The sequence below is a fragment of the Chitinophagaceae bacterium C216 genome, assembly GCA_028485475.2.
Lineage (GTDB): Bacteria > Bacteroidota > Bacteroidia > Chitinophagales > Chitinophagaceae > Niabella > Niabella composti.
The window spans coordinates 1670807-1690634 of record CP144143.1 but is presented as its reverse complement, the minus strand read 5'-3'; the positions used below and the strand labels follow the sequence as shown (position 1 = coordinate 1690634).

Genomic DNA, 19828 nt, shown 5'->3' with positions numbered 1-19828 from the left:
TGAATATTTATTTAAAGAGTGAATTCAAAAATACTTTGATGCCTGAGCCAGTACCTCCGTTCTTTTCCTTACGACGGAAAGACTTCAAAAACTTCCATTGCTTAAACCGCAGCAATCTTTCCAGTCCCGATTTGTTTTCCTCGAAAAAAGCCTTAGTCTCTTCCGGTTCGTAGTGATCTTTAGGATCGTATAGCATCGCTGTACACATACAATTCTTACGATCCTTACTAATCAAAATATCGTAGTTCACACAACTTTTACAACCTGCCCAAAACTCCTCGTCTTGTGTAAGCTCGGAATAGGTAACCGGTTCGTAGCCAAGCTCGCTGTTAATCTTCATTACAGCCAAGCCAGTTGTAAGCCCAAAGATCTTGGCATCGGGATATTTTGTTCGGCTTAGATTAAAGATAGTATGCTTAATTCTTTTAGCTACACCGCTCTTTCTATAAGGAGGCGCAACAATAAGTCCGGAATTGGCGACATATTCACCATGGCTCCAAGTCTCGATATAACAAAAACCTACCCATTCCCCGGTTTTAGTAACGGCGATCACCGCTTTCCCTTCCTCTATTTTCTTTTCAATATACTCGGGGCTGCGCTTTGCAATTCCAGTACCTCTTGCTGCGGCAGAGGCGGCCATTTCTTCGGTAATCTGGGTAGAATACTTTTTATCTTCAGAGATTGCTACTCTTACTATAATGTCCTGATTGTCCACTATGTTCAAATTAATAAGATGGGTGGGTGCCGGCCCTGAAAAAAACAACTATATTTTCAGAAGGGATTCACTGACAGGGACCTTCGGCAAGAGGTGAGGCCTGTCAGCAAAGAGGACAACGCTGCGGACGAGGTGAGAAGGTAAACACATCAAAACCAACCGCATACACGCCAGTAGTAATGCCTGCGTGAAACACAAAATGTTTGGTATGAGTAAACCAATGGTTCATTTAGAAACAAATAGTATTTTAGACGTGCAAAAATAATACAATATTCATATTCATATCCTAAAATTTATCCAATAAAATTTTTTGCTATGCCAGTAGAACCATTAACCGTTACCCCACCCAAACCGAAGAAAAGAAGCGGCTGCTTTAAGAACCTTGTCTTTGCCATCTTATTGGTGCTTGTATGTGGAGGCATATACATTTACTGGAAGTTTTATTATCCCTATACCTCCGATGGCGTAAAATCCGGATACCTGAACTTTGCTGTTGAAAAAGGCCAAATATTCAAAACTTACGAAGGTAAGTTAATACAAGAGGGCATACGCGGAGTAATGGGAGGTGGTGTCCAATCCAATGAGTTTGAGTTTTCTATTAAAGACAAAAAAATCTTCGATATTCTTAAAATGAATTCGGGAAAACGTGTGGATTTACACTACAAGGAATACAATGGTGTTATACCTTGGAGAGGCAACACTCGATATATTGTAGACAGTATTATTTCCATGCGGGATGCTCCTGAGCCATCAGGCTTTTAGAAGAAATATGGCAGGCTGTTTGTGCAAATTAGGTACTTGCTGCTTCCATTTTGCAACGGTACGGGTGTGTATTCTTTCATCAGAGCCGGTAATGTTTACCGCAACACACAACTGGGTTGTTGGCTGGCAGTGTTTTAACAAAGCTTCCAGCATTTGATTGTTGCGATAAGGAGTTTCGATAAAAATCTGTGTACAGTTTTTCTTTCTGGACTCGGCCTCCAGCTCCTTAATGGCTTTTATCCGTTGATGTTGTTCTATCGGAAGATAGCCAACAAAGTTAAATTGCTGACCACTCATACCACTGGCCATTAGTGCCAGCAATATAGAACTGGGTCCCACAAGAGGCACCACCTTTACTCCCATTTCCTGCGCTGCGGCCACCAACAGCTGACCCGGATCTGCCACTCCAGGACAGCCGGCTTCGCTAATGATACCGATATTTTTCCCTTCCTTAAGCTTGTTACGGAAGGTATCACGCATAGCCTCCTCCGCTTTTCCTATAGTAAACCACTCATATTGATCAATCACTATTTCTTTCTTCAACTGTTTTAAATAGCGGCGGGCGGAACGTTCATTCTCCACAAACAACACCTGACAGTCGGCTACCGCATCCAGTATATAACTAGGCAGTACATGAAGTGCTCCTTCATGCAAAAAAGTAGGTATAAGGTAAACAACTGCCATAAAATTTCTCTTTAAAAAGATGAAGCGAATCGAAATGTTGCTGCAGATACAATCCGCTTCATCCTATTATCCGCAAAATCAATACAATTATACTACACCTTGTGCCAACATGGCTTCCGCAACTTTTACAAAACCTCCGATATTGGCTCCTTTTTCATAATTCACATGACCATGTTCATCTTTACCGTACTTCACGCAAAGCTCATGAATATCGCTCATAATCTCCTTTAGTTTATTGTCCACTTTGGTTCTACTCCAAGAATAACGAAGAGAGTTTTGCGACATCTCCAAGCCCGATACAGCCACCCCGCCTGCATTAGCGGCCTTACCAGGTGCATACAAGATACCTTTTTTCTTGAAAGTAGCTACCGCTTCGGGCGTACAAGGCATATTAGCCCCCTCTGCTACACAAAAACAACCATTGCTGATTAATACTTCCGCATCGATGCCATCGAGCTCATTTTGTGTAGCATTTGGCAAGGCAATATCGCATTTAATTTTCCAAGGTTTTTCATCAGCAAAATACTCGCAGCCGTAATGTGCAGCGTATTCTTGAATTCTTCCTCTGCGATTATTTTTCAAATCTTTGATAAACTCCAGCTTTTCTTGATCGATTCCTGAAGGATCGTATACAAATCCGTTAGAATCTGACATCGTCAGCACTTTGGCACCATGTTGAATGCATTTTTCAGCTGCAAACTGTGCTACATTGCCGGAGCCGGAAATAAGAATTTTCTTCCCCAGCAAAGTATCATCCTGCATCTTCAACATCTCCTCGACAAAGTATACCAGCCCGTATCCCGTAGCTTCGGGACGAATGAGGCTACCACCCCACTCATAGGATTTTCCGGTCAATACACCGTTAAATGTACCAGTAATGCGTTTATACTGACCAAAGAGATAACCGATTTCGCGCTTGCCCACACCGATATCCCCGGCAGGAACATCGATATCGTCCCCTACATGGCGATAGAGCTCAGTCATAAAACTCTGGCAAAATCTCATGATTTCATTGTCTGATTTACCTTTAGGATCGAAATCAGAACCACCCTTTCCTCCTCCCATGGGAAGACCTGTAAGACTATTTTTAAATATTTGCTCGAAAGCTAAAAACTTCAGTACGCTGAGGTTTACCGAAGGATGAAACCGCAGCCCACCTTTATAGGGGCCAATGGCACTGTTCATCTGCACCCTAAATCCGCGATTCACTTGAATTTCGCCTTGATCATCCACCCATGGTACACGAAATATAATTACCCTTTCCGGCTCCACTATTCTCTCTAGGATTTTGCCCTTTTTGTATCGCGGATGCTCCTCCACATAAGGGACAATATACTCGGCGACTTCGCTCACCGCTTGCAGGAATTCTGGCTCGCCCGCGTTTTTAGCACGGACCATCTCAATAAAATTTTGAATAGGATCGTTCATACTTTTTCTGCTTAGTTCCTTAATAATCAATAGAGGTTCAGCCTGGAAAAATACGTAAATATTTACAGCATTGTAGCAATATCTGCATAAAACCTACATAACTCGACTCTATCTCCAATTATGCATAAAAAAAGCGGCTACATAAGAGCCGCATTTCGTTCCTATTTTTAATGTTCAAACACTGTTCTAATACTGCGTTTTACTGCCGTAAGCTAAATCCCCGGCATCCCCGAGACCGGGTACAATGTATCCCTTCGCTGTGAGCTCTTCATCAATATCTCCACACCAAATTTTCGCTTCAGGGATTTCACGACTTACATATTCCAACCCCTCTGTACAGGCAATAGCTGCCGCGATATGAATGATACGTGGCTTACCCTCTTCTTTTAGAAACCTGACGGTTTTAACTAGGGACGCGCCTGTTGCTAGCATCGGATCAGAAATAATTACAATTCTGTCTTCTAAATCGGGGGTACTCATGTATTCTATTTCAATATCAAACGTTCCGTCCTTATGATGCTTTCTGTATGCCGAAATGAAGGCATTGTCCGCTTTATCAAAGTAATTCAGAAAACCCTGATGCATAGCCAAACCCGCACGTAATATTGTAGCTAACACTGGTTGTTCCTTTAACACCAGACTATTAGAAATGCCCAGTGGAGTTTGAGTTTCTACCTGCATGTAGGGCAGCTCCTTGCTGATTTCATAAGCAATTACTTCGGCGATGCGTTCTAAATTCCGCCGAAAACGCATGCGATCGTGTTGGATGTCCACATCACGCAATTCGCGTACCCAGTTACTCACCAGGCTATGATTTTGGCTTAAGTTTATAATCATACATTCGGGTTTTATACGTGCGGTTTTTATTCAGAATTTGAGTTTTCACTACTTTTGGCAAACATACGCCATTATATTTTTTCCTGAATACATCCAATTGTATTTGGATATCCTTTTCGGCTTAGGGTGGCGCAATGTGTACTATTTTGAACAAACAAGTTGTTTAATTTTTTTAATATTTTAAACCTCACATATATACATGATTTATCGTGCAATTGGTTTAATGAGCGGCAGTTCTCTGGATGGACTAGATATTGTTTTTGCTGAAATATTGGAAAATGGCGGAAAATGGAGCTATGACATTCAGCATGCCGAATGTATGCCCTACCCGCAGGAATGGGTAGATAAGCTGAAAAATGCTACATCTCTATCAGCTCTTGACTATCAGCTTTTGCATACCGCCTATGGGCATTACCTTGGAGCATGTGTTAATGATTTTATTGCCCGCCATCACTTACAGTTTAAAGTAGCAGTAGTAGCATCGCATGGGCACACAACTTTTCATCTTCCGGCACAAAAGATGACCGCTCAGCTTGGCGACGGAGCGGCTATAGCTGCCGTTACCAAACTACCTGTAGTATCTGATTTACGGGCAATGGATGTGGCCTGCGGAGGTCAGGGCGCCCCTATTGTTCCCATTGGGGAAAGACTTTTTTTTAGCAATTATCCTTATTTACTCAATATCGGCGGTATCGCGAATGTATCCATTAATAAAGATCCCTACATCGCATTTGATGTATGCCCTGCGAATCGGGTACTCAACATGTTAGCTCAAGAATCGGGTGTGGAATTTGATGAAGGAGGCCATCTAGCCCGACAAGGGCAACTTCATTCTGCATTACTGGAAGAATTGAATGCACTGGAATATTATCAACAACCGCATCCAAAATCGTTGGCAAACGAATTCGGTACAGACATTGTATACCCCCTCATTAAAAAATATGCTCTCAGCTCCTCGGATGCCTTGCACACCTATACCGAACATATAGCTATCCAAATAAAACAGGCATTACAACCGCATGCTGCGGAATTTCACTCCGAACAACCAATACTTATTACAGGTGGTGGCGCTTTTAACACATATCTGATAGAAAGGCTAACCTTTCACTTGAACGAACTCAACATTCAGGTGGTAGTGGGAGATCCCCAATTGGTAAAGTACAAAGAAGCCCTCATTATGGCGCTGATAGGTGTACTGCGCTGGCGCGAAGAGTACAATGTACTGAGTTCCGTTACAGGAGCCGATCGTGATAGTGTAGGCGGGGCCTTGTGGATGGGACAGGAGGCTTAACGTTAAGCCATTACCTTTACTACCATTTCTTTCATCAACTCTGCATCTTCTGTAGGTGCAGTATTAACACCTACACTTTTCAGATTGTACTGATGCAGTAAGAGCAATATCTTTTCTATATTTCGAGCACCGTACAGGCGGGCAGCTTGTGTATAATTTTTTACAAAATAGGGGGAAACGCCAATCTGCTTGGCCACCGCATCCTCTCCTCCCCCTACACCAAAAACCATATACACTTTACTGAAGAAGGAATAAAGGGATGGCAGCACCATTTGTATAGGCCCCATTTTGGGGTTCGCTCCAAAATATTGAATGATGCTTATGGCTTTTCCTAGATCTTTTGAAGCAATGGCTGCCTGCAATTCAAATACATTATACTCTTTGCTGATTCCTACATAGTTCTCCACATCTTCTTCCGTAATCGATTTACGATCGCCGAGGTTGATAAGAATTTTATCAATTTCATTTTTAATTCTGCTCAAATCATTACCGATATGGTCGACAATCAGCGCGTTGGCTTTTGGCGAAATAGTGTATCCCAGACCTTTTACGTAAGTATTCACCCACTCGGGTAGTGCACTATCATAAATTTTTTTAGTAAGAATATATACCGTATTGTCCTTTACAAGCTTGGCAAACTTGGAACGACCGTCCAGTTTCTTATCCTTACAAGCTATAATCAATATAGTAGAATCTAAAGGAGACTCAATATAGGGGGCTAACATATCAGCATCTTTCAGCTGATGCGCTTCTTTCACTATCACAACCTGCCTGTCCGAAAACATCGGATATTTTCTGCAGGTATTAACAATATCGGCCCACTGGGCATCTTTTCCGTAAAAAATGGTAAGATTAAAAGAGGCTTCACTTTCAGAAAGTATATGTTGCTCAGCGTAATTTACGAGCATATCTACATAAAACTCCTCGTCACCTTCTATCCAATATACAGGTTTATATATCTTTTTCTTCCAATCTGATATTACTTTATCTACCGTCATATTTGCAATATAATTTCAAAAATCTTAAAATATGACCAAAAAAATTACAGTTTGGAGGCTTTATTTTGGTTTGGCATAGTTTATGATTTTCTGTGTAAGTGATTTTTTAGGTACGACAAATTTTTATTAAAACCTGCTACACATCATTGTAGCATTTTATTTTTTAAAACAATTGTTTTTATGGCAAACACGAATTACCCTTCTGCCTCTAATCCAACAGATTCGAATACACCAAGCAGTGCCGGAGGAGGCAGGAATTTAATTATTGGTTTACTTATTGCGGCATTGTTGGGAACCTGGGGCTATATGCTGTGGGATAAGAGTTCGCGTTCTGGTTCAAACTCGGGAACGCCCGATGCATTGCAGTCAGAAACAGCGATGTCTGAAATCGACTCTCTAAAACAGATGTTTATCCTGGCTGAAATGCGTCTAGACTCTATCACCGGCGCCAATAATAACCTCCAGGGAGAAAAAACGGCTTTACAAAAAGAAATTGATCAGAAAAAAGCCGAAATCAGTAAAATCTTAACTGATAAAAACGCAACGGCTGCTGATCTCAAAAAAGCCCGTCAGTTAATTGGTGAGCTGAATGGTCAGATAGGTCGGCTCGAAGCTGAAGTCACCAGACTGAAAGGCGAAAATCAGGAGTTGCGTGCAAGAACAGCTCATCTCACCAATGAAAAAGAAGTTTTAACTCAGAACCTTGCCATTCGTACATCCGAGAATGAAGAGTTGGCTAATGCTGTGGATATAGCCAGCACTTTATCGGCATCGGGAATGTCTATTACTCCCGTTCACGAAAAGAAAAACGGCAAGGAAAAAGAAACTTCTTTTGCTAGAAGGGTGGATAAGCTGAAAATTTCATTCAACATTGAAAACCGCATTACTACATCAGGCCCTGCCGATTTGTATGTAATTGTTACAGATCCTTCAGGCAAGATTATTCAAAATCCTGAATTGGGATCGGGAGCTATGACCACCCGTCAGGATGGAGATAGAAACTTTACAGCTAAAGTTCCTGTGGAATATGAAACCGGAACCCGTAAAGGTGTTTCTTTCCCCATTAAAAGTGATGAAGGATTTAAACCTGGTGATTACAAAATCGAAGTATATCACAATGGGTTTAAGATTGGAGAAGGAATTAGAAGTTTGAGAAAAGGATTATTTGGTTAATTACAACACAATTAACAAGTAACAAGAGCTCTTTAAACCGCCTCATGGATAGGCGGTTTTTTTATTGTCCTTGAACCAACAAACATTCACTAATTTACAAATCCCCAAGAGATGCCTAAACGTATCAACAACCCGGGATAAGGATATTCAGGTGCTGCAAAGTTGTTGTTCGTAAAACCATACTGCCCATTCAAAGACCTGAAAGTGTTAAGATTTTCCGCTCTTACAAAAGCTCGGAAGGAGTTTATACGAAAATGGACAAACGCAGCAATATCAGGAAGATTATAATTGAGCGTAGTTTCATCCTGATAGAAAAATTGTCCTAAAATAGGAGAATACCTGTTGGCCTTATACCCTGTTCTGTAGCGGGTATCAAAGCCCATAGCAATTTTCAGGTTATTGAATCCTAAATTACCCTCATACATGAAACGATTTCTAGTGAATATTGAGGGAACATTCACAGGACCATTTCCAATCACTTGCTGAAAATATACATCGGCCAACCATTTCCATTGTTCTTTTTTACCGGTAACAAACGCTTTGTTTACTACCAGCTGAAACAAATTAAACAAAGGAGCCTGTTGAACAGTGTAATAATTGGTGTAATAAACATAATTATTAATCAGATAGTAATGCCCACTCAATCCCAATCTCAACACTGGCTGATAAATATCAGCATACAAATGTGTAGTATTCTCTTTATTTAAATCCACCGCCTGTGGCATTAAGAAAAACGAGCTATTGGAGTTGGTAATATACGATGGCGTGCGATTGACATTCTCAAATCCTAATTTCAGAGAACCAATTTTACGCCCCAGTATGCTTTGAATGCTGGCTCCCGCTTCATAATCCCCGGCATTCATTCCTACGAAATAAAATTTTCCGTGAGCCAATATATTCCACTTCTGGTTTTTGGTACGATTACGATATTCCCCGTGCCCTATGATATTATACCCGCTTGTAGTGACATCATCTGTGTAATGAATATCATCATTGGTTTGGGTAACTCCGTCTCTAAATACCCCTTTCAGATTCTGCACAGCTGCTCCCACTTTGATGAATTGCTGGGTATTTTCTGCATCAGGGAATGTGTAGATAGAAAAGTCGTTGTATAATTCTTTCCAAAAATCCTGCCTTCTGAAGGGCGATTGCACCTCCTCAATATTATAATAATCGCGATAAAACTGACGAATGCTGGCGGAGGCCGTTGCGTTCACATCACGGAACATATACTTGTAGGTGCTGTATCGGATAGTGTGCTCCAGACGTACCCGAGGAAAGAATAAAGGGATAACAGTACTATCTGTAACCAATGAATCTTTACGCCCTAAATCAAACTGCTGCCGCATAACAGCGTTGAAATCTTCATAAATATTACCGGTTTCAATATTCGTACTGAAAAAGTTGGTACTGTAAGAAGCGTTTCCGATTTTGGTAGGTATGGCATACCTATCCGAATAATCAGGATCATCTATATAGTTCTGCGATGTATCGATACCACCACTCTCCCCTGCTTTCAACTTATTTGCCGCTACAATGAAATAATTATTGTAACGTTTATTTTTAGATTGAATCCAGTTGGTCAATAAATAATTATTATGGCTAGTTTTCATGTTTTTGAAAACGCCGGGCGAATTAATCATTCTGTATTGAAAATGCGCGCTCCATTGGGGTCTGATATTTTGCGCATGCATCAGTTCAATAGTTTGTTCACTACGGGTCCCCAACAAATAACTAATTTCCGAGTAAGGGCGAGTGGATGTAAAAAAGCGGGCTTTTTCTACCGTATATTTATAAACATCAAAAGCATGAAACCCCGCGTCCCATCCGGCTTTCATCGAAGGAGCAAATAAAAAAGGTTGAGCGGCACTACCGGTATTGCCCAAATAATAATAATCTGCAGGAATGGGGTACTTCACCGAATAATCGCGAATAGATGAATCTAGCTTATAACTTTTTAAAGTATCCAGATAACGATAACTGATGGTAATAGAATCCTCCCATTTATTTCTGCGGGCAAGGGTATCGCTACCGGTTCCCACATTACGCAGGCCTCGAAATCTGTCACTCAAACCTCTTACCGGATCCTGAGCTAATGCAGCAACGGATATAAGAAGAAATAAAAATGCAAACAGCCCCTTCATCGACAATTTTTAAATTACTTTGATTAATTCGGTAAACAGATGGGCCAGCTTAGGCTCCGCCGCATTAGCAGCCTCCAGAACCTCTTCGTGCGTGATAACGTTTTCTTCCTCCCTAATCCCCAGATCGGTGATAACACTCACCGCAAAAACCTCCATACCCATATGATTTGCTACTATGCACTCTTGAACCGTACTCATACCCACCGCATCAGCCCCCACTATCTGTATCAATTTATACTCGGCACGAGTTTCGAACGTAGGGCCAGTTACTCCAAAATAAACCCCTTCATGCAACTTAATACCTGCCTCTTTTCCAATAACTTTTGCTTTCTCTATAAGATGTTTTTTATAAGGTTCGCTCATATCAGGAAAACGTGTCCCCCACTCATCAATGTTTTTGCCCAGCAGTGGATTCACTATGGCAAAACTGATATGATCTTTAATGAGCATAATATCGCCTACTGCAAAAGCGGGATTTACACCTCCGGCCGCATTACTCAGTAGTAGGGTTTTTACTCCCAACATTTTCAATACACGTACCGGGAATACCACCTCCTGCGGCGTATAGCCTTCATAATAGTGAAAACGGCCGCTCATAGCAACAATCTTCTTACCGGATAATTCTCCAAAAATCAGCTTACCCGAATGTCCTTTTACGGTAGATATAGGGAAATTGGGTATTTCATTGTAAGGGACTTCTTTTTCCACATTAATATTATGTACAAAATTTCCCAGCCCGCTTCCCAGAATAATAGCAACTTCGGGTATTTCGGCGTATTGAGTTTTTAAAAAAGCCGCCGTTTCATTTACTTTTTCTACAATAGCTTCCGCCATAAGAACGATTGTTTAAGTGAGCAAATATAGCGAAAGCTGACATGCCTCGGTAAGATTGCACTAACGTTAACAGATTAATCAGACCTAGAAAATTATACTCAAAAGCCTTCCCTATGTTTTGGCAGCTCCTGCAGGAGGCGATAGTTCAAAAATTTCTGTTTATACTATACATAAAATAGGTTGTAATTAAGCTATAATTACACCCTTATCTTGTGTAGGCCATATTTATCATTTCTTAAATATCATTTTCACTTATCTTCGTGGCAAAAGTTTTTGACTATGAATCTTCATGAATACCAGGCGAAAGAGCTCTTAAAGAAATACAATGTACCTGTTCAGAACGGCTATGCATGTAGCTCTGTAGAGGAAGCAGAAGAGGCCTACAGTAAAATTCAAGCAGAAACCGGAAGCAAGTTTGCCGTTGTAAAGGCGCAAATCCATGCTGGTGGACGTGGTAAGGGTACTATTAAAGAAACCGGTTTGAACGGAGTAAAAGTTGCTAAATCTCTTGAAGATATACAAACTTTTGCCAAAGGCATTCTGGGCAACACCCTGGTTACAGTGCAAACGGGTCCTGCCGGAAAAGTGGTAAATAAAATCTTCGTAGCACAAGATATGTATTACGATGGCCCCAGCGAAAGACAGGAGTTTTATCTTTCTATATTATTAGACCGCTCGAAAGGTAAAAACGTGATTATGTACAGCACCGAGGGAGGAATGAATATCGAAGATGTAGCACATGAAACTCCGGAAAAAATCTTTAAAGAGTGGGTGCATCCTTCAGGAGGCCTTCAGCCCTTCCAAGCACGAAAAATTGCTTTCAACCTAGGATTGAAAGGCGAGGCTTTCAAAAACTGCGTAAAATTTGTAACTAATTTATACAACGCTTACGTGGGTCTGGACTGCAGCATGTTGGAAATTAATCCGCTTTTTAAAGCTGCTGATGATAAAATCATTGCAGTAGACTGTAAAATGAATCTGGACGACAACGCCCTGATTCGTCATGCAGACCTTGCTGAACTTAGAGACATTACTGAAGAAGATCCTACCGAAGTTGAGGCTGGCAAATACAATCTAAACTTTGTGAAGCTAGATGGCAATGTGGGTTGTATGGTAAATGGTGCCGGACTCGCAATGGCTACGATGGACATGATTAAATTGAGCGGAGGTGAACCTGCAAACTTCCTAGATGTAGGTGGTACAGCAAACGCTCAAACCGTAGAAGCAGGCTTTAAAATCATCATGAAAGATCCTGCAGTGAAAGCCATTCTGATTAACATTTTCGGAGGTATTGTACGCTGCGACCGCGTTGCAGCTGGTGTTATTGAGGCTTACAAAAACCTAGGCAATATCGATATTCCTATCATCGTAAGATTGCAAGGTACTAATGCCGAAGAGGCTAAAAAGCTGATTGACGAAAGTGGTCTTAAAGTACAGTCTGCAATATTGTTAAGCGAAGCAGCCGAACTAGTGAAGAAAGCCGTAGCATAAACTTAGCATAATACAGACTCGCATATAGTCCCGGTTGTAAGGAGCAACCGGGATTTTTATTTCCATCATTTTTAGAAGATCGCTGTTAAGGTAGCCCTTCCTGTATGTACAGTTCGTGCGCTCCCTGATTTGCGTCCGTCGTATTGAAAATTCAACTCCAGATTACTTAAAAGCCTTTTCGTAAGCATCACATTCCATAACAGATTTTTGCCCGGCAATAATCCGTCCAACATTGTGTATCCCACTGTGCTTTGCACATCAGCAGAAGAATAATTAAGGCCGTTGTATGTAAACTTTCCTATCAAAGAAGCACTTTGTAAGAGATTATATTTCGTTTCAAGCGTTATCGCGTTAGACACCGACTGTTCTCCGCCGTATTGCTGAGCATTGTTTCTCACCTCATATTTATATCCTCCGGTAAGACGGAAAGAGGTGCTTCGCACATACGACAGAAGCATTTCGCCACTATTTCTTTCAATCTCATAGTTCCTGTTCTGAAAAGAAGCATCTGCCGTATACAGCCCACTTTTTCCTGTAGCAGTATTCAAATTCAAGGTAAATGAACTAGAAATAAAATAGCGTACACGCAGCCCCCATTCATTATTTAAGCGGGTTTCATACCCATAAGTCAGAAAAGCTTTATTGTGACTACGCAAATTGCTCAGATCAGCCCCCCACTTACTACTTTGTCGATTAAAGGATAAAGTGTTGGTAAAAACAGTATTTAGGGTAATAAGATTACTATCGCTTAAGCTATACTCAAAGGGATTAAACTCAAACAATCCTGTAGCCATATTCTTTTTTGCTGCCTGCAATGAACTATTCAAAATAAATCGCGATATAAATTTCTGAAAAGAGGAAAGTTCGTTACCCTGCCAGAACTGCTTAGGAGTAAAATATAGTGTATAATTGAGTGTAGTATAATTAGCCTTGATATACTCATTAGTGGGTATATATATCCTGATAAACTTCGCCTGATCCGGGAATGCTGCCAATTCAAATTCGTTCAATTGCTGAATGCCATCTTCATTGTAATCTATCCAAGTATACTGGCCCGTTCCCGCCGGCACTTCGAGATAGGCATATTCTCTTTTTTGCTCCTGTCCCGAACCTACTTCATATAAAACATTTCCGGTGAGAGCGCCCTTCCATTCGTTCATCTGATACTCCATACGAGCAAGAATAGTATTGTCTTCTTGCTGCGGACTTATCGTTTGGTTATACACTTTCAGTTTTCTAAAAGTAGTATTGATGTATAACTGCCGTTTAGCACTGGACAATATTTCAGCTTGCAAGTTCAGGTTATAACTTCTATCTCCTCGAACTAACTCCTTGCCCAGCGGGTATTTATCGCTTCTTGTATAAAAATTAATTGCGTATCTGTTTCTTGCCCCGTCCTTCGATCTTAAATATGCGGTATATGTATCGAATGAAAAAGCAGTCAGATTTAAAGTATCTGTTGTCTTATTACGGCTTAGATTTTCTTCCAGTGTATATCGAGCACCGATTCTCCAATTATCCAGCCAAGGCAATGTTTTGCTAACATCAATTATAGGCCGTAAAAAATACCCCTTATCCACCGTAGTGTTATAATTCGTCAATACTAACTGATTATTGAAGCTCCAGTTCTTCCATTGGGTATACTGCGTAATGGCATTCTGAAAGCCATTGTAATCATCGCTGCGTTTATAATTAGTAAACTTATACTCTACTGCATTCCCTTTTTCATTGCGCAAAGCGGCCGAAGCTTTGATGATACTTTCTGTAGCTCGACTTTCGGTCAAAGATAAACCCCAATCTCTGGTAAACTCCACATTCCGCAAACGTTCCAAAGGCTGAAACCTTTGTTGCACATACTCATAATCGATCGCTGTTTCCAGATGTAACATATCCCGCTCCCGGAGCTGATGTCGATTCGTCAATCCTACTTTTGCAGCATATCCTTTATCATCTCCTTTATGTAAGGTAGAAAAAGTATTGATGTTGTAATTGCTAGCCGCTACCTCGGCCCGAAGCAGTGTGTTGGTAGAAATATTGTAATCTGCACCGAGGGTAAGCACCTCCTGCTTACGCGGTGCTATTAATAATATTACCGGCTCGTAGCTTCCTTGCTTCACGCCATTCACCGGAACCACATATGTAAATACTTTTCCATTAGCATTGCCATTATCGGGAATATAATCCCCTTTACCTAATCCCACTTCTGTAAATGAAAGGCTGTACAGTGTTTTACCGGGATCCGTGGAATAACGATAATAACTCCTTACCTCTCCTCCCACTGTATCCTGCACCAACTCATACAAAATTTTTCCCGGTCCAAGCGTATCGTGCACCGCAGATGGATAATAAGCTTTATGCACACTATCTCCTATATTAAACAGAAACTGCTTTTGCTGGGCATCGAGCACCTGATTAATAGAAGAGTTTTTCGCATCTGTATTATTAAAGTAGCCAATACTTAGCCGCAATTTTTCCCCAAAATTCACCTGCTGCATGGCATACAGATTGGTATTTAAAAAATTGCGATCTGCGTACTCGAATTCTATCTGAATACGCGAATCCTTTGTAATCATACGTCGGGGCGTAAAGGTAATTTCAGCGGTATTATAATTGATTACATAATCCAGGTCCTCTCCTCGTTTCAGCAATTCGCCATCAATAAACACACGCTCCGTATTGGCCAGTACGATAAAAAACAATTCGCCATTAGCCCCCGAAAGGCGGTAAGGACCTTGATTACCTTCCAGTCCTTGAAATACATTACGCGTAAACTTACCTTTAGCAATAGAGGCACTTACAAGCGTATGCGCAAGAGTGTTGCGCGAGATGTTATTGATAGTCTGAAAGGAAATCCCTTGCAATCTTTTATAAAAGTTCAGAAAATAACTTTTTTCCTCTCTCAGGTCCATATCCCCAATATTCAACTGCCAGTTTCGTTTTTTGAAGCGTATATACACTTCATCAAACTCATTCAATTGCTGCGTATTCCCCTCTGGTTGTATGGCTATATTATTATCTGTAATAGCAGCCTGCAACTCGATGCTATCTGCTAGCATACCACTCAACTGAACGTTCAATTCTGAATTCAACACCACATCTTGATGAGATCCAAAACCTATTTGCCGACCGAAACTTCCTTGCGCATTGATAGTTCCGAAGTTAAACAAACCACCACCCCCTACCCTTTCCGAAACAGGCGGGGGAATAGGCGCTGCAGCGTAATAGACAATACTATCAAAATTTCTTCCCTGAGTTTTTATATTTAATGATACGGGGAATACCCGATACATTACTTTCACCGCAGAATCGGACGGCGATTTCTTCCAATATAAAACAGCATTCACATAATCCAGTAAATAGTATGAAGTATCAACACCGTCTATAGAAAATGAAGAGGGGATAATACTGAGCGTATCAAGCTGATAAGGCTGGCCCGGAATCACTGGAACCAACTTTTCTCTATAATTACTACGAAGATTAGGAGCAGGATGTTGTGCTTGCATATTCAACCCAACCAATATGCCCATCACCAACAAGAATATGATGCGAAACATACGCAATGCACAAACAGATTTTTAGTAATAGCAAAAATCGGGTTTTACATGCATATCGTAGATGCTGAAAACCCGATTGGTAATTCTTGCTTGTTTTTCTATGGTTTTACCATCAAATCTACATATTCATTCACGCTCATATTTACCAATTTGTCATAATCCAAGCTAGCCTCTAATATTTGGTCTTGTTGCACTTTATCGAAGATACGAGCCAGATTGATTTTATACTTCTCTAACAATTTAGGAATACCCTCTTGTCTTCTTCGCTTATGCCCGATAGGATATTCTACAACCACTTCATCCAATATTTCTCCATCATTCAATTCTATCGTAAGTGCATTTGCAATGGAGCGCTTTTCAGGATCATGATAATCCAACGTAAACTGCGGATCTTCTACACACACGATTTTGTCGCGTAGCGCATCAATCCTTTTATCGGCAGCCACGTCATCTTCATAATCCATTGCTGTTAGCCGTCCAAAGATTAATGGAACAGCCACCATGTATTGAATACAATGGTCCCTATCGGCGGGGTTATTCAAAGGACCTTTTTTATCAATGATACGGATAGCTGCTTCATGTGTACGAATAGTAACTTTTTTAATATCGTCACTGGTCTTACCCTTTGCTCTCAAAATATCATGCAGCTTCATGGCCGCTTCCACTGCGGTTTGAGAGTGAAATTCTGCGGGATAAGAAATCTTAAACAATACATGTTCCATTACGTATGTTCCATAGTCCCGCTGAAATTTAAACTCATTGCCTCTAAACAATACATCATAGAATCCCCATGTCTTTGCAGTTAAAACAGATGGATACCCCATCTCCCCTGTCCTAGCAATCAATGCTAGGCGTACCGCTCTCGAAGTAGCATCCCCTGCCGCCCAAGATTTGCGGCTTCCGGTATTAGGAGCATGCCTATAAGTTCTCAATGAATGCCCATCGAGAAATGCATGAGAAAGTGCATTAATCAGTTCCTCTCTGTTCAATCCTAATAATTTTCCAACCACCGCAGTAGAGGCCACTTTTACCAGAATCACATGATCCAATCCTACCTTATTAAATGAATTTTCCAATGCAAGCACCCCCTGGATTTCATGCGCCATTATCATGGCGTGCAATACCTGCAGCATCGTAAGAGGTGATTTACCTTCGGCAATATTGGTTCGTGAAAGCCAATCTGCAGTGGCCAATATACCACCTAAATTATCCGAAGGGTGCCCCCACTCTGCCGCCAGCCAGGTATCATTAAAATCCAGCCAACGAATCATAGCCCCTATATTAAATGCAGCTTGAACAGGATCTAAAATATAATTCGTACCAGGAACCCGGGCTCCATTAGGAACAATTGTTCCGGGCACCACAGGACCAAGCAACTTGGTACAAGCAGGGTAAGTCAAAGCTTCAAATCCACAACCCAAGGTATCTAATAAGCAATAATGAGCCGTTTGCAGCGCCAGCTCACTTTTTATTTCATAATTGAGAACATAATCGGCTATATCCACCAGCACTTTATCAGGCTGTGGTCTTTCATTGTAAATCTGAGATGACATGTGTAATCTTTCGCTTTAAAAGTTTGGTATAATAATGTATCAATATCTATAAATCCACATTTATTGTCTATTATCAATAGGTACAAATTCTAAATTTTCTGGCCCCACATAGTTGGCACTGGGACGAATAATTTTTCCATCTTGTCTTTGCTCAATGATGTGAGCACTCCATCCTGTAATACGAGATATCACAAACAGAGGCGTAAACATTAAGGTAGGTACACCCATAATGTGATACGCAACTGCAGAATACCAGTCCAGATTCGGGAACATTCTTTTTTCATCCCACATTACTCTTTCCAGCCTTTCCGCAATCGAGTAAAGAAGCATATCTCCTGCATGCTTCGAAAGATCTTCCGCAACTTTTTTGATAATAACATTTCTGGGATCCGCTACAGTATATACGGGATGTCCAAATCCTATAATCACTTCTTTACGCTCCAGTCTTGCCTTAATATCTGCTTCTGCTTCATCGGCATTAGCATAACGGCTTTGAATATCATAAGCCACTTCATTAGCACCTCCATGCTTAGGCCCGCGCAAAGCACCGATAGCACCAGTTACGGCAGAATAAATATCGGAACCCGTACCCGCAATTACCCTTCCTGTGAATGTAGAAGCATTAAACTCATGTTCTGCATATAATATCAAGGACACTTCCATGGCTTTTATCCATATATCCGTAGGACGCTTGCCATGCAGCAGATGTAAAAAATGTCCCCCTATTGTTTCATCGTCTGTTTCAACATCAATTTCTTTACCGTTGTGTGTATAATGGTACCAATACAACAATGCCGAAGCGAAAGAAGCTAATAACTTATCGGCTATATCTCTAGCCCCGGCCACATTATGATCTTCTTTCTCAGGAAGAAGAGTTCCCAATATCGAAGTGTAGGTACGCAGCACATCCATCGGGTGGGCGGCAGCAGGAATTTTTTTAAGCACTTCCTGCGCCATTTCAGGAAGCCCCCGCAACGATTTCAGTTTTTCACGATAAGCATTTAACTGCGGGCGTATAGGTAAATGCCCGTGTATTAGGAGATAAGCCACTTCTTCAAATGTAGCCTTTGTAGCCAGGTCATGAATATCATATCCACGGTAATGCAAATCATTACCACTCTTGCCCACAGTACATAAGGCGGTATTTCCCGCAGACACTCCTGAAAGTGCCACACTTTTTTTGGGCTTAAAAGTAGGTTCGGTATTGGCAGCCATCGTCTTTTATTTTTTATATAATTGATCTAATTTTTTTTCATACGCATGGTAGTTAATGCTGGCGTATAATTCTTCCCTGGTTTGCATAGTATGCAGTACATTTTGCTGCGTACCATCTTTGCGTATATGCTCATAGACATTTTGTGCTGCTTTGTTTGCAGCTCTAAAGGCAGACAGCGGATACAATACCAATGATACGCCGGCGTCGCGCAATTCATCGATGGTGTACATAGGTGTCATCCCAAATTCGGTAATATTGGCTAATATCGGCAATCCGGTAGCCTCTACAAACTTTTTGTAGTCGTTTAAATCTTTTACAGCCTCAGCAAATATAAAATCTGCTCCGGCCTCTTTGTACGCTACGGCCCTTTCCAAGGCCCCTTCCAATCCTTCATTGGCCAAAGCGTCTGTTCGGGCACCTATTACAAAATATTCATCAAAACGAGCGTCCACAGCGGCTTTCAGCCGATCAACCATTTCTTCCTTACTCACCAGCTCCTTTCCCGGTCTGTGTCCACACCGTTTGGCACCTACCTGGTCTTCGATATGCAACGCAGCTGCTCCTGCCTTAATTAAAGATTTTACAGTACGCTCAATATTGAAAGCCGAAGGGCCAAAACCCGTATCTACATCCACCATTAGCGGCGTATCCGTTACGTTTGTAATACGGCGAATATCAATTAGAACATCTTCAAGATTAGTAATTCCTAAATCGGGGATGCCCAGCGAACCTGCTGCTACGCCGCCGCCGGATAGGTAAATAGCGTTAAAGCCTGCCTGTGTAGCAAGTAGTGCGTGGTTAGCATTGATGGTGCCTACGATTTGTAAAGGATGCTCTTTTTTCATGGCTTCGCGAAAACGGAAGCCTGCCGATGATTGATTCATATCTACAAATGTAATTATTTGAAGCGGGAAGGAGTACCGTAGCGACGCAGATCTTCCAGGAAATTGATAAAAGATGTGTTAAAACACCCCCTACAACAATGCCATCGGCAAACTTGTGTAACAAAAAAGCGATATAAAAATCGATTACCAATTTTTATACCGCTAAACATTTTCTGCGGAGACGGCGAGATTCGAACTCGCGATACGGTTGCCCGTATACACACTTTCCAGGCGTGCTCCTTCAACCACTCGGACACGTCTCCT

15 protein-coding genes and 1 tRNA gene are annotated in these 19828 nt (G+C 41.3%); 4 read left to right on the top strand and 12 right to left on the bottom strand.

Annotated elements, in window-relative coordinates; translation table 11 throughout:
* Positions 1–7 precede the first annotated feature (7 nt).
* Positions 8–715 (bottom strand): GNAT family N-acetyltransferase, encoded by a 708-nt coding sequence (locus PIECOFPK_RS07050; protein WP_330974393.1) that lies wholly within the window; start codon positions 713–715, stop codon positions 8–10.
* Positions 716–1030: 315 nt separating this feature from the next.
* Here PIECOFPK_RS07050 and PIECOFPK_RS07045 point away from each other — a divergent pair, with 315 nt between their 5' ends.
* On the top strand, positions 1031–1477 hold the full coding sequence (locus tag PIECOFPK_RS07045; protein ID WP_409965449.1) for a hypothetical protein: 447 nt from the start codon (positions 1031–1033) through the stop codon (positions 1475–1477).
* Here the strand turns inward: PIECOFPK_RS07045 and PIECOFPK_RS07040 are convergent.
* The 3 genes from PIECOFPK_RS07040 to upp form a co-directional block, all read right to left on the bottom strand.
* Positions 1466–2161, bottom strand: coding sequence for an SAM-dependent methyltransferase (locus PIECOFPK_RS07040; protein ID WP_409965448.1), 696 nt, complete (start codon positions 2159–2161; stop codon positions 1466–1468). The two genes, PIECOFPK_RS07045 and PIECOFPK_RS07040, sit on opposite strands and share 12 nt — an antisense overlap.
* 87 nt (positions 2162–2248) lie before the next feature.
* Entirely contained in the window at positions 2249–3589 is a 1341-nt protein-coding gene (gene gdhA, locus PIECOFPK_RS07035; RefSeq protein WP_330974396.1) for an NADP-specific glutamate dehydrogenase, read from the bottom strand.
* A 186-nt stretch (positions 3590–3775) separates the two neighbouring features.
* On the bottom strand, positions 3776–4426 hold the full coding sequence (gene upp / locus PIECOFPK_RS07030) for a uracil phosphoribosyltransferase (RefSeq protein WP_330974397.1): 651 nt from the start codon (positions 4424–4426) through the stop codon (positions 3776–3778).
* Positions 4427–4625: 199 nt separating this feature from the next.
* Here upp and PIECOFPK_RS07025 point away from each other — a divergent pair, with 199 nt between their 5' ends.
* Positions 4626–5717 (top strand): anhydro-N-acetylmuramic acid kinase, encoded by a 1092-nt coding sequence (locus PIECOFPK_RS07025; protein ID WP_409965447.1) that lies wholly within the window; start codon positions 4626–4628, stop codon positions 5715–5717.
* Positions 5718–5719: 2 nt separating this feature from the next.
* Here PIECOFPK_RS07025 and holA read toward each other — a convergent pair whose 3' ends face one another.
* The gene (gene holA / locus PIECOFPK_RS07020) at positions 5720–6715 is read right to left on the bottom strand and encodes a DNA polymerase III subunit delta (RefSeq protein WP_330974399.1); all 996 of its coding nucleotides are present in this window, start codon (positions 6713–6715) and stop codon (positions 5720–5722) included.
* A gap of 180 nt (positions 6716–6895) precedes the next feature.
* Between holA and PIECOFPK_RS07015 the strand changes: the two genes are divergently transcribed.
* Complete coding sequence (locus PIECOFPK_RS07015; RefSeq protein ID WP_330974400.1) at positions 6896–7888, top strand: hypothetical protein; 993 nt, start codon at positions 6896–6898, stop codon at positions 7886–7888.
* Positions 7889–7977: 89 nt separating this feature from the next.
* Here PIECOFPK_RS07015 and PIECOFPK_RS07010 read toward each other — a convergent pair whose 3' ends face one another.
* Positions 7978–10032, bottom strand: a complete 2055-nt coding sequence (locus PIECOFPK_RS07010; protein ID WP_409965446.1) for a putative porin — start codon at positions 10030–10032, stop codon at positions 7978–7980.
* A 9-nt stretch (positions 10033–10041) separates the two neighbouring features.
* Positions 10042–10866, bottom strand: a complete 825-nt coding sequence (locus PIECOFPK_RS07005) for a purine-nucleoside phosphorylase (protein ID WP_409965445.1) — start codon at positions 10864–10866, stop codon at positions 10042–10044.
* 279 nt (positions 10867–11145) lie between these two features.
* Between PIECOFPK_RS07005 and sucC the strand changes: the two genes are divergently transcribed.
* Positions 11146–12357, top strand: a complete 1212-nt coding sequence (sucC, locus tag PIECOFPK_RS07000) for an ADP-forming succinate--CoA ligase subunit beta (protein WP_330974403.1) — start codon at positions 11146–11148, stop codon at positions 12355–12357.
* A 71-nt stretch (positions 12358–12428) separates the two neighbouring features.
* Here the strand turns inward: sucC and PIECOFPK_RS06995 are convergent, their stop codons facing one another.
* The 5 genes from PIECOFPK_RS06995 to PIECOFPK_RS06975 form a co-directional block, all read right to left on the bottom strand.
* Positions 12429–15911, bottom strand: a complete 3483-nt coding sequence (locus tag PIECOFPK_RS06995; protein ID WP_409966813.1) for a hypothetical protein — start codon at positions 15909–15911, stop codon at positions 12429–12431.
* 98 nt (positions 15912–16009) lie between these two features.
* Positions 16010–17464: a bifunctional 2-methylcitrate dehydratase/aconitate hydratase gene (locus PIECOFPK_RS06990; RefSeq protein ID WP_330974405.1), complete on the bottom strand. Its 1455-nt coding sequence runs from the start codon at positions 17462–17464 to the stop codon at positions 16010–16012.
* A 60-nt stretch (positions 17465–17524) separates the two neighbouring features.
* Positions 17525–18679 carry a 2-methylcitrate synthase gene (gene prpC / locus PIECOFPK_RS06985; protein WP_330974406.1) on the bottom strand — a complete coding sequence of 385 codons (1155 nt, stop codon included), beginning with the start codon at positions 18677–18679 and terminating at the stop codon, positions 17525–17527.
* Positions 18680–18685: 6 nt separating this feature from the next.
* Positions 18686–19564, bottom strand: coding sequence for a methylisocitrate lyase (prpB, locus tag PIECOFPK_RS06980; protein ID WP_330974407.1), 879 nt, complete (start codon positions 19562–19564; stop codon positions 18686–18688).
* 176 nt (positions 19565–19740) lie between these two features.
* Positions 19741–19827: transfer RNA gene (locus tag PIECOFPK_RS06975), tRNA-Ser, on the bottom strand.
* Between the last annotated feature and the right edge of the window lies 1 nt (position 19828).

Excerpts from the sequence above, each read along its gene's own strand:
- PIECOFPK_RS07045 (WP_409965449.1), top strand. The coding sequence starts at position 1,031 with ATGCCAGTAGAACCATTAACCGTTACCCCACCCAAACCGAAGAAAAGA.
- PIECOFPK_RS07040 (WP_409965448.1), bottom strand. The coding sequence starts at position 2,161 with ATGGCAGTTGTTTACCTTATACCTACTTTTTTGCATGAAGGAGCACTT.
- gdhA (WP_330974396.1), bottom strand. The coding sequence starts at position 3,589 with ATGAACGATCCTATTCAAAATTTTATTGAGATGGTCCGTGCTAAAAAC.
- upp (WP_330974397.1), bottom strand. The coding sequence starts at position 4,426 with ATGATTATAAACTTAAGCCAAAATCATAGCCTGGTGAGTAACTGGGTA.
- PIECOFPK_RS07025 (WP_409965447.1), top strand. The coding sequence starts at position 4,626 with ATGATTTATCGTGCAATTGGTTTAATGAGCGGCAGTTCTCTGGATGGA.
- holA (WP_330974399.1), bottom strand. The coding sequence starts at position 6,715 with ATGACGGTAGATAAAGTAATATCAGATTGGAAGAAAAAGATATATAAA.
- PIECOFPK_RS07015 (WP_330974400.1), top strand. The coding sequence starts at position 6,896 with ATGGCAAACACGAATTACCCTTCTGCCTCTAATCCAACAGATTCGAAT.
- PIECOFPK_RS07010 (WP_409965446.1), bottom strand. The coding sequence starts at position 10,032 with ATGAAGGGGCTGTTTGCATTTTTATTTCTTCTTATATCCGTTGCTGCA.
- PIECOFPK_RS07005 (WP_409965445.1), bottom strand. The coding sequence starts at position 10,866 with ATGGCGGAAGCTATTGTAGAAAAAGTAAATGAAACGGCGGCTTTTTTA.
- sucC (WP_330974403.1), top strand. The coding sequence starts at position 11,146 with ATGAATCTTCATGAATACCAGGCGAAAGAGCTCTTAAAGAAATACAAT.
- PIECOFPK_RS06995 (WP_409966813.1), bottom strand. The coding sequence starts at position 15,911 with ATGTTTCGCATCATATTCTTGTTGGTGATGGGCATATTGGTTGGGTTG.
- PIECOFPK_RS06990 (WP_330974405.1), bottom strand. The coding sequence starts at position 17,464 with ATGTCATCTCAGATTTACAATGAAAGACCACAGCCTGATAAAGTGCTG.
- prpC (WP_330974406.1), bottom strand. The coding sequence starts at position 18,679 with ATGGCTGCCAATACCGAACCTACTTTTAAGCCCAAAAAAAGTGTGGCA.
- prpB (WP_330974407.1), bottom strand. The coding sequence starts at position 19,564 with ATGAATCAATCATCGGCAGGCTTCCGTTTTCGCGAAGCCATGAAAAAA.